This is a genomic window from Pannus brasiliensis CCIBt3594 (assembly GCF_036688125.1).
Lineage (GTDB): Bacteria > Cyanobacteriota > Cyanobacteriia > Cyanobacteriales > Microcystaceae > Pannus > Pannus brasiliensis.
Window position 1 is genome coordinate 124,668 of the sequence record NZ_JBAFSM010000004.1, and the last position, 13,891, is coordinate 138,558.

At 44.7% G+C, this 13,891-nt stretch carries 11 protein-coding genes; 1 reads left to right on the forward strand and 10 read right to left on the reverse strand.

Annotated elements, in window-relative coordinates:
• The first annotated feature begins 22 nt into the window (after positions 1-22).
• Positions 23-436: a DNA sulfur modification protein DndE gene (gene dndE, locus V0288_RS03620; RefSeq protein ID WP_332863660.1), complete on the forward strand. Its 414-nt coding sequence runs from the start codon at positions 23-25 to the stop codon at positions 434-436.
• Between the two features lie 100 nt (positions 437-536).
• Here the strand turns inward: dndE and V0288_RS03625 are convergent, their stop codons facing one another.
• The 10 genes from V0288_RS03625 to V0288_RS03670 form a co-directional block, all read right to left on the reverse strand.
• Positions 537-1,391: a DUF4351 domain-containing protein gene (locus V0288_RS03625; RefSeq protein WP_332863661.1), complete on the reverse strand. Its 855-nt coding sequence runs from the start codon at positions 1,389-1,391 to the stop codon at positions 537-539.
• A gap of 94 nt (positions 1,392-1,485) precedes the next feature.
• Positions 1,486-2,406, reverse strand: coding sequence for a glycosyltransferase family 2 protein (locus tag V0288_RS03630; protein WP_332863662.1), 921 nt, complete (start codon positions 2,404-2,406; stop codon positions 1,486-1,488).
• Positions 2,403-3,680, reverse strand: coding sequence for a glycosyltransferase (locus V0288_RS03635; protein WP_332863663.1), 1,278 nt, complete (start codon positions 3,678-3,680; stop codon positions 2,403-2,405). The genes V0288_RS03630 and V0288_RS03635 overlap by 4 nt, the downstream gene beginning before the upstream one ends.
• Before the next feature lie 97 nt (positions 3,681-3,777).
• Entirely contained in the window at positions 3,778-5,703 is a 1,926-nt protein-coding gene (gene asnB / locus V0288_RS03640) for an asparagine synthase (glutamine-hydrolyzing) (RefSeq protein ID WP_332863664.1), read from the reverse strand.
• Between the two features lie 13 nt (positions 5,704-5,716).
• Entirely contained in the window at positions 5,717-6,904 is a 1,188-nt protein-coding gene (locus V0288_RS03645) for a glycosyltransferase (RefSeq protein WP_332863665.1), read from the reverse strand.
• Positions 6,879-7,757, reverse strand: coding sequence for an NAD-dependent epimerase/dehydratase family protein (locus V0288_RS03650; RefSeq protein ID WP_332863666.1), 879 nt, complete (start codon positions 7,755-7,757; stop codon positions 6,879-6,881). Before V0288_RS03650 ends, V0288_RS03645 begins: the two co-directional genes overlap by 26 nt.
• 21 nt (positions 7,758-7,778) lie before the next feature.
• The gene (locus tag V0288_RS03655) at positions 7,779-8,681 is read right to left on the reverse strand and encodes a glycosyltransferase family protein (protein WP_332863667.1); all 903 of its coding nucleotides are present in this window, start codon (positions 8,679-8,681) and stop codon (positions 7,779-7,781) included.
• Between the two features lie 367 nt (positions 8,682-9,048).
• Positions 9,049-10,509: a lipopolysaccharide biosynthesis protein gene (locus V0288_RS03660; protein WP_332863668.1), complete on the reverse strand. Its 1,461-nt coding sequence runs from the start codon at positions 10,507-10,509 to the stop codon at positions 9,049-9,051.
• Between the two features lie 70 nt (positions 10,510-10,579).
• The gene (asnB, locus tag V0288_RS03665) at positions 10,580-12,454 is read right to left on the reverse strand and encodes an asparagine synthase (glutamine-hydrolyzing) (RefSeq protein WP_332863669.1); all 1,875 of its coding nucleotides are present in this window, start codon (positions 12,452-12,454) and stop codon (positions 10,580-10,582) included.
• A 32-nt stretch (positions 12,455-12,486) separates the two neighbouring features.
• Positions 12,487-13,497 (reverse strand): NAD-dependent epimerase/dehydratase family protein, encoded by a 1,011-nt coding sequence (locus tag V0288_RS03670; RefSeq protein WP_332863670.1) that lies wholly within the window; start codon positions 13,495-13,497, stop codon positions 12,487-12,489.
• Positions 13,498-13,891: the final 394 nt, after the last annotated feature.

The following is a 13,891-nucleotide window of genomic DNA, read 5'->3' on the forward strand; positions in this document are numbered from 1 at the left end:
ACTGGAGGCGAAACGATAAGTTATGGAATCCCCGATCGAACGCTTTAAACTCTCTCAAACCGGGAAAGATAATCTCGTAAAACTCAAACGTCAAACCAAGATCGATCAGTGGAATATCCTCTGTCGCTGGGGTTTCTGTCGGTCTCTCGCCGAACCGACGATTCCCTCTCCCGTCCCCATTCCCGCGGATAGTAATGTCGAGCTATCGTGGAAAATATTCGGCGGAGAGATGGCCGATATTTTACTCATCGCTCTCAAACAACGCTGTCAGAAAGATGGATTGGGAACCGATAAAGAAACCCTAACCCAACAATTCCGCCTCCACCTTCACCGCGGCATCGCCTATCTCGCCGGCGATCCCAAGTTAAAAAAAATCGAGGATCTGATCGAGTTAGGACTCAAAAAGCCCGGTCAGGATACGGAAGGTAAAATTTAACGTTTGTCGCTCCCGATAAGTCCGCTCGAATGAACGGGGAGGTTATCGCGATTCGAGGTACGGGGGGTGAAATCGCGATCGAACCGCGGGCGATCGATGGCTATTCCCCGGATAACCAAGCCCGCAAATCTTCTAAACCGGCGAAGTCTAATAGACTATCTCCGAGTTCATCCAATCGTGAAATCGGAAGGGATCGAATTCGATCGACAATATCAAGAGACAGCGCGCCGAAACGTCGGGTAAGAAGTCGGATAATCAGGGAGGCTTCCCCCTGTCGCGCTCCCTGTTGCAGACCTTCCGCGAGGATTTCTTGATACCACGGCGATTCTCGTAAAACGGTCATATCCCACCTCATGATTTCTTGAACGATCGGTATTTCCAGTACGAAGGACGCGAAGAAGGAAAGGAGGGGTTCTAGGTCTTGGAGTTGTTCGTCGGCTCTCAGTTCCCGTAGAGCGGCGCGAACTACTCCTTCTTCTCCCCCTCCTCTCAGTATAGGAACGAAGGGCAGAAGCGTGGAGATCCGTTCTCGAAAAACGAGATCGGCTTCTACTTCCGATAGATTAATGACGCGGTAATCTTGGGTCGCCTGTAGTCCCATGAAATTTGATTCGTAGCGGGTTGGAATCGAAATTCCGCCGCGAACGGGTAGGATATTGACGAGGACGGGGTAAACAGGGAGGTGGTAACGTTCTTCGGCGAGCGCGGCATAAGCCCGAATCCGTCGCGGCATTCGATCGCTGTAGCGTAATTGGATCTCGTTGAGAAGGAGAAAATGCCCGTATCGCGAGCTGTAGACTTTGAGAAGTACGTCGTTAGAACGGCTCACCCACTGGAATTCGGAAGAGAGGAATTCCTGTACGGACACGTCGGCCTGTCCGGTCAGCCACCGCGCCCAATTGTCGGGAGCGAGGCCGATCAAGCGTTTACTACCGATATCGGCTTTTTTCGTCATGGAATCCGGGAGGGCTTTTGTGATTTTATTGTCGATATCCTCGTGATCTATTCGGAGAGAGCGGCGCGAGCGTTTAACACATGGATGAAGTGATCTATCTAAATTTCATAGCATATCTGGTTAAAAACTGGAAAACTTTTGACGGAATCGCTAGAATGACTAAGCTTGACAATTGAAATCTTCCTAACCCAATACATTCTTTTAATTCTTTGGAATATTGTTTAATTTCTTTTCGATTATCGTTCCATTTACTATTCAAGAGAAAAATCTCGTAAGCTCGATAGGACAATTCTAGTTCTTGATAGACAGAAAAATAGGTTTCGGCGATCCTTACCCATGAAGCGGGTGTTACTTGGCGACTGTTAGATCCTAAATATTTACGCCAGATATAAATCGTATCCGAAATATAAAAATATTTACAGCCTGAAGCGAGCGCTCTAATCCAGAATTCCACGTCATGTAAATCATCGCTCTTGAAAGCGGGATCGTATCCATTGATAGATTTCCAAAGAGAACGTCGTAAGGGGGTAGTTCCTAATAACTTCCAATTGCTACTAAGAGACAATTTCTTGGCTTTCAACATGGAAGTTAGGGAAACGTCGCCGGGGTTGACTATCGTTCCTTTGCTATCGGGTTTATCCTGACGGCAATAGTTCCCGTAAACGAATCCCGCGTCGGGATATTTTTGAAAGGTATTACCGATCAAGTCCAAGGCATCGATCGGTAAAATATCGTCCGCGTCCAAGGGAACGATAATCTCTCCCGAGGCCCTTTCGATACCGTCGTTTCTGGCGATCGAGGGACCACCGTTTCTCTCTCTCCAAATTACTGTAATCATCGGATCTCGTTCTAGTTCGCGACAAACTTCGTTCGTGGAACGATCGATCGAGGCATCGTTAACCAGAATGATCTCTCTCGGTTGTCGGGTTTGATTTTTCACGCTCTCGATCGCTTCATAGATCAGCGCGCCTTCTCGAAAACAGGTAATCACCACCGTAATCCCTTCGTCTCTCATCGGTTTTCTCCTAAGAATCGCTTTTGATGTTTCTGAATTTCTTCCAGCATGGTTGCCGCTAATTTTTCCCTCGTGTATCGCTGGAGAACATTGCGATCGGGGTTGTAATCGGGGCGGATACCTTTTACTAAATCTCTCAAAAAATCGGCGATCGCTTTCGAGGAATTTCCTAAACAAACTCCGATTCCCGCTTCTTGAATCAATTGACTAGCGACAGTCCCTCGATCGGAGCCGAGCGCTAGAACTGGAACTCCAGAATACATATACTCGAAAATCTTGCCAGTTAAAATCCCTTCCGTGGTCGGGTCATTCCAATCTAGAAATAGTAAAAGATCGACCGTTTTTTGAATTTGTAGACAATCGATTCTATTGATAAAGCTATTAATTTGAACAACTCCGTGTAAATTGTACCGAGAGATTAAAGAATTTAGATAGTCGGATTCAAAAGTATAAAATAAAATCTCTAGACGATTTTTTTCGGTGCCTAGTTCTTGAATCGCCTGGAATAAAGGGGAAGGATCTTGTTTACCCGGATAGATAGATCCCGTGTAGGCTACTCTAATTTTACCGTTGTCGGGAAAAAGGTATCTCTCTTCGGGGAGTTCTTCTAGATCGAAACCGTTCTCGATCGAGCGGATCGGCTGTCGGAAACGTCGGGCTAGTTGAGCCGCTAAGGGTTCGGAAACCGTGGTAATCAAATCGGCTTTTCCAACATAGTAATTCTCCAGCCTATCTTCTATCCAAGCGAAAGGAAATTTAGCGCGAGTGTACGCGTTATCGTGCCAGAGATCTCGATAATCGGCTACCCAAAAAATATCGAATTTTCTTTTCAAAATTCCCGCGACGATCGGGGATGCGGGAGGACTATAGGTACTCACAACGACATCGAAGGGCTGTTGACGATGGAGTTCGATCGCTTTCCCAAGAGCGTTAAAAATCCATAAGTTACTACCGTAAAGTAGGGAACCCGCCCCTAAATTTTTCTGGAGAGCTATCAATCGCTCTCTTAGGTTCCCACGTTTAGCTTTTTTTTCAGTAGATAGATCTTTTTCTCCGGATAAGTTCTTCGCTCTCAGCACTGGCAGAGGGACTTCCTCGATGTGAACATTCGTCCAGGGATGCTTTTCTACTTCATCCCGATTTTTGGGAGTGGTTAGAATACAGATTTCATGTCCCGATCGATGCCAGTATTTCGCCCAGCTATACGGACGGAGAGAGGCCATTGTTGCGTAAGTTTCTGGGGGAAAATAATAAGCGATAATTAAAATTCGCATTTTTCCATTGCCTCCAAAAAACGAGAAACTACCGCCGCTTTAATAAATTGAGGTTTTACCTCGACAATCGTGATATATTTCATAACCGATCCACTTTTTAACTAAAATCGATCTGGTACTGTCGCGCCCATTGAATTAAATTCAGCCAACGCCAAACTCGGAAATTAAAAACCCCCCTCCCCTCTAAAAGCTCTTGCCATTCCTGTTGGATAACTTCTAAGTTAATCACCGGGATCTCGCGGGCGTACTCGCTATTGAGAACTTCTTGAACCCACGGATTTAGCAGGGTTAACCAATCGCGTTCGGGAGTCGCGAAACCGATTTTATCCCGTCGATCGAGAATCGGATCGGGAACGATCCCGCGCATGGCTTGGCGGAATACGGCCTTGGTCGTGCTTTGTCGATCGACGATATATTGTTCGGGCAAAGAAAAGAGAAAATTCACAAACTTGGGTGTTAGAAAAGGAACCCGGCTCTCGATCGAGTAAGCCATAGAGTTTCGATCCTCGTAACGCAGTAAGCCTAATAAACTGGTCTCTAAACTTTGTAGAAGTTGTTCTTTCAGCAGTTCGGTTCCCTGAAGTCGGGGGATGGAACTATTGTGAACCCCTCGATCGAGAAACCACTCTCGATTTAACCACGCAGGAAAAACCGGTTTACCGAAATAAGTTTTCACCCGCGCTTTCAGATCGATGGGTAAGAAAAGAGCTACGGCTTGTTTAAAGAAAGGATATTGACTCGCGCTGGGAAATTGACGGATTCGCTCGAAAAATTGTCGGGCTTGAATCCATTTGCCCTGACGGATTAACGAGGCTAGTCTCCCGGCTAGATAGGGATAATATCCCGCGAGAAGTTCATCGGCTCCCTGTCCGTCGAGCATGACTTTAATCCCGTGATCTCTAGCCAGTTGGAATACCCGATATTGCGCGTAAATACTGGTACTTCCAAAGGGTTCATCTTGGGTATAAACCAGTCGATCCAAGTCCCGAATCAGATCTCGCGGATCGGGTCGGGTTTTATGGGAGATGGCACCGGTCGCGGTCACGACGATATCGATCCAGGATTCCTCGTTAATCGCGGGATCTTCGGCGGCATAACTGAAGCTATGCAGTTCTAAGCTCGGGTTTAGATAACGCATCGCGGCGGCGATACTGGAAGAATCCACGCCACCGGAAAGCGCGACTCCCACGGGAACATCACTGCGTAAATGTAAACGGATATTGTCTAAAAATAGTTCTTGTAGGGTTCGGGCGGCATCGGTGAAGGAAAGATCTAGGGAAGGTTCTGGAGTGACTTGCCAGTATCTTCGAGGTTCGAGAGGGGGATCGGTTTCTAAAGGAATTTTCAGGGAATGGGCGGCGCGAAGTTGCCGGATGGATTTGAGAAGGGTGACATCGCCGCTATCGGTTAAACCGGAGGTTAAAAAATCGTAGAGTCTTTGGGAATCGAGTTGTCGATCGATCTCCGGGAGTTGTAATAAGGTTTTAATCTCGGAAGCGAAGGCGAACCCTCCTTCCCATCGGGTGTAATAGAGAGGTTTGATACCGAAAAAATCTCTCGCGAGAAAGATTTCTTGTTTTCGGGTATCAAGAATCGCGAAGGCGAACATCCCGACAAGACGCGTCAACATCGCTTGCCCCCAATGACGATAAGCGGTTAGTAAAACTTCCGTATCGGAATGGGAGTGAAAAGAGTAGCCGAGTTGTTTGAGTTCCTGTTGTAATTCTAGATAATTGTAGATTTCGCCGTTAAAGGTGATGGCGTAATTTCCGTCGGAACTAACCATCGGTTGCCATCCCGCTTCACTGAGATCGAGAATGGCGAGACGACGATGGATCAAGCCGATATGACCGGTGGGTAATCGATCGGGGTCGCGGGAGACGGTCAGAGGAGCGTCGGGGGAATACAGAAGAAAGCCCAGATCGTCCGGACCGCGATGGGAAAGTGTCTGGCTGAGAGTCTCTAGTAAACGGGGAGAGACCAGCCGGCGATCGAAGTGAATAATTCCAGCGATTCCACACATGAAAAATTCTCGACTACAACATAGATCGATCGCTCAAGCCACGCCGTTCCGCTAAAATAAGCTCGTATTCATGTTTCAGCCAAGAGGCTATTTTTCGCGGATCGTGCCATTTTTCCACATAAGCTCTGCTCTGATTTCCCCACTCGGTTAATCGAACCCGATCGAGTGTCAGGCATCGTTTGAGAATTTCATAGAGCGTGATGGGTGTGGCTCGAATTATCGGTAAATCCACGGCCATAGAGGGCGGGATAAATCGCAAGTCCTCTTCTCGAATATAACAGATAACGGGTTTACCCAAGGCCATCAGTTCCACGGCTAATCCACCGTACCAACCGGCAAGAAGTTGATCGATCAAGATGTCGGCTTTCTCGTACAACCGGCGCGCTTCCGCGTTCGGTAAGCCTTCGACTAACATAAATTCAAAATCGATCCCTTCCTCTCGTAAGCGATCGATCGCGTTCAAAACATGGCGGGTTCCTTTCGCTCCTTGATGGCTCGGCGCGTGAAGAACGACTGGTTTTCGATCTAAATTCGGTTGCCGAACCACTCGCCAATCATCGAGATCGATATGAGAATACGGAAGAAAACGCGTTCGAGAAGGTAGAACGTAACCTAAATCGGGGTTTAACGTGAAGATCCGATCCGCGTGGCGATCGACTTTCGCGATTCTCTTTCGTTTCATCCGATCGGAATCGGCGGAATAATATCCTGGTTCCACTTCCCGAGCGATACTAATCTCAAAATTCTGTAAACAATAATCTCCTTGTCTAGCATCATCACCTTGGTAGGTAAAGACAATTCCTTTACCACTTTTTTTGAGAAGAGGTAAATCGATAAGTTCTAAGAATCGAGCGTATTTGTGATAAAGTATACCGACCCACCTCGCGTATTTTCGAGCGTTACTAGAATTGTCCAAGACAAAATCTTGAGGCATAATTGAACGTCCGAAGTTAAAATGAATGATATCGAAGTCTTTGATCACCCTAGCTAAAAATCTCCAGCGTTTCAGTTCTAATTCTAATCGATTCTTAGAAGATTCTAATAAAACTTCATCGGTATCGTATTGAAACTCATTTAGCTCGAAAACGATCGCGTGACTCGCCAATCCTAATTGACGTTCGGCTCTCGCCAGACCTTGCGGGTTGCCACCGATCCCGCAGGGACAATGTAATACCCTAATTGGTTTCCGATCGGACGACATCTTTAATTCCTTCTAAAAAATTAATTTCGGGATCGTGCAGTAACTTTTTCATTCGGGAATTATCTCCAAGAATATTTTGTGGGGTCTTATCCATTTGTACCTCGAAAATAGGTTCTTTCTTGACTGTGGTAGCGATCGTTTCCCCGATTTGACGTAGGCTCAAGATTTCCGATCCCGCGATATTAATTGTATAAGATCCCTTCAAACTTAGGGAACGAACAATCGCTTTTGCCGCGTCGGAAACATGAATCGGATTGACTCGAATGCCATCCGAACCCTGTAAAATAATTGGTTGCTCCTGTAAAACGGATCTCACGAGACGAGGGATTAACATCGTTTTTCTTTGCCCTCGACCGTAGACAAAGAAAAAGCGTAAGATAACAATATCTATCAAGCTCTTATAATTGTTTACGAGAATTTCAGAACAGAGTTTCGTACTCGCATAAAAACCGAGATTACTAGCGGAGTTAATCGACGTATCTTCTCCGAAAGGTTCGTCACCAAAACCGTATACTCCTCCGGTGGAAGCCAGGACGAATACTTTGGCGTTAGCCTGTATCGCGCGATCGATCAGTTGGAGAGTGGTCGAGGTATTTACTTGAAAAATATGCTCGGATTTTTGAGGGAATTCTCGAAAATGCTCGGATTGGGCTAAATGAATAACCGCATCGATTTTTTCGGGTAAAATGTCACGACTCCAAGGTTTAGACAGATCGATATCTATCGTTTTAACCGTGGGATAGCTAGGGATAGAATTCCTCGAAAGAGCGACAATAGACCAATTTTGATTTAGGTATTCTAGCAGTTGAGAACCGATCAATCCAGTCGCTCCTGTAATTAGACATTTTTTCATGGTATTCCCCCTTTGATTCCGCTAAAGATTCGGCGGTGATAAACTCGGAAAAATTTCTATAGATCGGTTAATCGAGGAAAATACTTTACCGATCGATTCTAAAGAATGATGGGTGAGAACAAATTCTCTAGAACGTTTCTTAATCGCGGATAATCGTTCGGGATGGTTAATCAAATTGCGGATCTGTTCTTTAACGGTTAGGGGAGCACAATTAATAATCGGAATCTCGTCCGGTTTCACCAAACCCGCCGTGATATACAGTTCTTTCAAGTCATCCCGTAAATAGCAGAGAACCGGTTTTTCCATCGCCATCGCTTCCAACGCGAACATCGCGTACCATCCGACCACGAGTTGATCCGCGACTACATCCACCGTGGCCATCATTTTTTGAATCTCCTGATTGGGAACCTTTTCCATCAAAATCAACTCTACGTTGAATCCTTCGGCTTGAAGTTGCTCGACGGCATCGATAAAATATCGCGTTCCCTTAATCGCTCGATGATTGGGCGCGTGGAGAATTTTAAAGGTTTTAGAGCCGGTTTCGATTTCGGGGGTAGGTATCGGCCGCCATCTCTCGGTATCGATCGAAAAATGAGCTAACATCAAGGTATCCCAATGATACATATAATCTACCCACTCGCAACCGGAAATAACATGATCCGCGTATCTTGTCCAGAGATCGATTTTTCGAGCGATTTTCTGGCGAAGTCGTCCGTGCAAGGGATAATCGATTCCCATGACGTGTTTGAACAACAAATTCGGGGATCTCGACATATCTTGCACGTCGCCACCATAGGCCATAACGACAATTTTAACTCCCGCTAACTTGTATAACAAGGGTTCGATCGACCACAAAAAGCGAGTTCTTCCTAATGCTCCCCCGTTAAAGTAGATATAAATTACTTTATATTTAAAAATTGACATTACAAATAAATAATAGTTTTTGAAAAATCGAAAAGGTCGTTGAAATATTAAATCCCCTCTAATATCGAATTCGTCCGTTATAAAATAAACCTCATCCACAAAAGTTTCCGCGCGATATCCCTGTAATGATAAAGCCTTTTTATGATAAATGTTATTGATAAGAGGGTCGGGCCCGATCCCGATATCGAACGCTTTTCTCGTAAATCTTGAAACCAAGCATAAAAGCAATAAGATTGGAAAAAATACTAGGTCTAACACGATAGACAGAAAATAGTTTTTGAAACGAATCAGAATTTGTTTTAACATAAATAAATCTTTGTTTGTTTTTAGAAGAAATCATATCACACAAGAGAGGACGCGTGCAAGATCATTTTATTTTTTCGATAATTGCGCTCGCTCGCGACCATAAAAAATTAACATCTTCATTCTTAATTCCCTGGAATAAAATAATTAGAATAACATAAATCAGGCAGTAAATAGATTTTATGATTAGATTTATAATAAAAGAAGAATCGGGCAAAAACGGAATCATTACAGTCCCTATCACCGTAATCACTGTTATTTTCAATAATTGAGAAGTTTCGTATTGTATTTTAATCAAATTTTTGGATTTTATTCCATAACATATAGTTAAGAAAATATAAGAAAAAGCAGTAGCCCAACTCGCTCCTAACATACCGAAAGAAGGAACTAGCAAAATATTTAACGCTAAATTCAAAAGCGCAGAAATCCACGAAAAAAGAACGAAATAATAAGTTTGATTACTCAAGGTAATTCCGAGGGCGGTAACTTGAGTGGAAGCGAAAGCGACAAACCCTAAAGAGAGCGGGCCGACCGCTATCGCGGCGGGATAAAAATCGACGGTAGACAGGATTTTAATTAAATCCAGAGAGAAAGTAGACAACCCCAAACACAATAGCCCGAAAAATGCTACGATATACGTGAGACACTTTCCTAGTAATAAACCTGAAGTTTCTCTATTTTCCTCGTGGTGTTTGATCGCGTATGGTGAAAAGGCTTGTCCTAAAGCACTATTTAAAAAGCCTAAAATATTGCTAATATTATTAGCAACAGAATAAAGACCTAACTGATCGAAGGTTGAAAGCTTGCCGATAATCAGGCGATCGGAACTAACAAATACCCAATAAGCTATAGACATGGGAATCAAAGGAATTCCATACACCATCAGCGACTTCAATATCTGCCAACTCCAAAATAGAATAATCGATTCTTTTATCAGCCAGTATCGGATCGGTATCATGCCAATATTAACGACTAAATTCGCCAGAAAAAAACCGAGAATACCTTGTTTATAAACTAAAATAAAAAGAAGAGATAGACCGATCCCCAAAAACGAGCTTGTTGTATTTAATATTGCGAATAATTTCGCTTTAAATTGATTTCTCAAGATCTGGCTGGTAAAACCATTGATTAAGGCGAGAGAGGTCGCGAACAAGGATAGGATTAATAAAGGATTATATTTTTCTGTTTGAAAAAACCATCGAGAGAATATTCCCGCAAAAGGAATCATACAACCAGCGGCAACGATCGACCAAATTGTAATAAAAAACAAAGCGGTTGATGTCACTTTCTGTCGCTCGTACAACGACTCGGCTTGAAAATAAAATCGAGCGAAAGCCGAATTGATACCTAGTTCTATGACTTGAGAAAATAAAGCGGAGAAAGTTACTATTGACGTAAGAATCCCAAAATCTTCCGGGGAAAAAATTCGCGTGTATATCGGTAGGGTGATAATGCTAAACATTTTTAGCAGAACGTCACCCAAACCATAGATCGCCATGTCTTTGAAGAGGCTAGAAAATTTCATGCTCGGATCATTTTTGTCGGTATTATTGATGGAAAATTGAGAATTTATCCCTCGATCGAGGGAACGATGATTAGAGAAATTGTTCGCACCAATTTTCTACGTTTAACAGCGACCAAATGAGTAATCGTTTATTTTGCTTGCCCTCTAAATGTTCTTGAACTAGATTTTGGATCGTTTGTCGATCGAGAAAATCATAGATCTTGGCATCTCGCTTCAATAATAGCCTTCGCACGTAATCGATACTCTCCCCTTTAAACCAACTGGCATCCGGTCCGGAAAAACCTTGCTTGATTCCTTCGGCGATTTCTTCGGGAATGTACTTTTTCATCATTTTCCTGAGCGCGAGTTTGCCATCCCGTGTTTTTTCAAAATATTTTAACGATTTCGGTCCCGGCTCGTTTTCGTTGAGTCTTACTATCTCCCCGAGATTCCCTAATTTCAGTCGAACGGGTAAAGTCATCGCGAAATCGACTAGATCGTTATCGAGAAAAGGGACTCTCGTTTCTAATCCATGCGCCATACTTAATTTATCCTCGACGATTAACAGGCCGTGCAAAAACGTTTTCGCTTCTAAATAGAGGGAGTGATTAATATAATCTTCGGGTCGATTTAACCTCGATCGCTTGACCCTAAATACGTCTCGAAAAATGTCCCTAGTCCACACCCCCTCGATCTCCGATCGAATGGGTTGAAAAACCTGCCGGATCGATTGATTCGGTAGGAGACGTTGCCAGAAAGTATAGTATTTATCGATGTACTGCTCGAAATCGGTATTAATAACCGCTCGATAATAACGCCAGGGATACCCCCCGAATAATTCATCGCCTCCCGTTCCCGCTAACACGACTTTCACGAATTTACTCGCGAGTTGTGCCATATAGTAATTGGGATAGCTTTGTCCGACTCTAGGTTCTTCTAAATGCCAGGTTAATTTCGGTAAAACCCGTTCCATATCCCCCGATTTTAAAATCATCTCGTAATGTTCTGTCTTGAACAAATACGACATATATTCCGCTTTTTCTCGCTCATCGTAGTTCACTTCTATCCCGGATGCCGAACGCAGATCGAAACCGCAGGTAAAACTTTTTAAATACGGTAAGGAAGTGGCGGCGATCGCGGTTATCGAACCGGAATCCATGCCACCACTCAGGTAAGTTCCTAAATCCACATCACAGAGCAATTGACGGTTTACCGCCTGTCGGAATAACCGATCGAGTTCTTCGAGATACTCGCTCTCGTCTCGCGGATGTTCCGGTTCGGTAAACTGATAATCCCAGTATCGCTCGATCGAGAAGTTCGCGGGAGAGTCGATCGTCACGCGCGCGTAACTTCCCGCGGGAAATAATTTCACTCCCTCGAACAAAGTTCGATCGGTAAAAAAGTTCTGGAAAGTAAAATACTCGACTAGCGCTTCTTTATCCATCCTCGCGCGGTAATCGGGATGCTGGAGAATCGCTTTGATTTCCGAGGCGAAATAGAAATTTTCCCCGCGTTGTAGGTAGTAAAGCGGTTTGATGCCATAACGATCTCTCGCTAAAAACAAAACGCGCTCCACGCGATCCCAGATAGCGAAAGCGAACATTCCGTTCAATCTTTCCAGCACCCCTACTCCCCACTCCGCGTACCCGTACAGTAATACCTCGGTATCGGTTCCCGATCGAAAAGTGTAGCCGAGAGATAGTAAAAGCGCGCGTAATTCTTGAAAATTATAGATCTCCCCGTTAAACGTCAAAATGTATCGCTCGTCTTGACTGAGCATCGGTTGGTGTCCGGCGGAGGAAAGATCGACGATCGCCAAGCGTCGATGTCCTAACCCGACCGCGCCATCGATATAAATTCCCTCGCCGTCCGGGCCGCGATGGGCGATCGAGTCGATCATCGATCGCAAAATCACCGCGGATACCGGGTCGTGATTCCCGTTGACAATACCAGCAATCCCACACATAGCTCTCTCGATCGTGAACGATACCGGTCGATTTATCGATTCTCCGCTTTTTGCCGAGATAACTCGACAATTTCTTGATGTTGTTTCCGCCAATAGATCAGCTTTTCTAAGCCATCCCTTAAATTTACCCGCGCCTGAAAACTAAGCTCGCGTTCCGCCTTCCGGGGGCAACCGACCCGGTTTTTGACAAACGTTTGACCGCCTTTCTCGTACTGAATTTCCTGATTCGATCCCGTGATCTCTAGGATTAGTTCGACCAATTCTCGCAGGGTCGTTTTTACTCCCGTACCTACATTGTAGAAAGCGTCGGTCGCTTCGGCTTGCATCGCCCGAACATTCGCCAGAGCGCAATCCCCGACATACACGAAATCATAAGCTTGGGAACCATCGCCATAGATCACGGGAGGTAATCCCCGATCTAATCGATCGAGAATTTTCATAATTACCGCGATATACGCTCCTTGATAATCTTGCCTCGGCCCGTAAACATTCATGTAACGCAAACCCACGTAATCGAACGCCCGATCGGTTGACTTGTAACGGTGATAGAGCGATCGACACATATGTTCGCCCGCGATTTTCGTCGCCCCGTAAAAGGTAAGATTATTATACGGGTGATCTTCGGTCATCGGTTCCTCGATCGCGTCGCCGTATACGGAAGCCGAAGAAGAATAGACCAAGCGTTTCACACCCTGATTAATACAGGCTTCTAAAACATTAAAAGTTCCCGCTGTATTGACCTCGAAGGCGGAACGGGGATAGTCATGACAATGGAGTAACCATAACGCGGCGAAGTGGAAAACTCCATCGATTCCTTCCATCGCTTTATTCAAGATATCCCGATGTAATAACTCTCCTCCCAGGGGGAAAATATTGACTCGGGGATCTTTTAATGCGAGTGCTAGATTATCCCGCGTTCCCCGGCTAAAATTGTCGTAAATACGAATTTCGGCTACCTCTTCTCGTAAGAGTTCGTCAACCGTGTGAGACCCGATCAATCCCGCTCCACCGATCACTAGAAAACGCTTGCCTCGAATATCCATGAATCCCTCTCGCTTGTCGCTACTCTATTCTTCAGTATTCCCCTATCCATCCCTTTTTATAGCACCCCAAAATCGATCCGTGATTAGTAAAATTTATAGCATGGGCGATCGAACATAAACTATTCTCTCGATATAAAGCAAGGTCATGATTGTAGGAAAAACTATTGTCTCGATCGCTCTATTTCTACGGCGACATTGGAGTTTTACGAAATTATATCACCGGATCGCCTCACACCGAGAACGCTAAAAAATTCTCTTTTTCTAGACGACCTACTTTATCGGATCGAAACCATTTTCAATCGTAGCGAAAAATTAAAATAAATAACGATCGCTTGACATTTTGTAGCCGAGAAATATCCCGACGGTAGTGAATCAATTTTCGGCCGAGTCACGA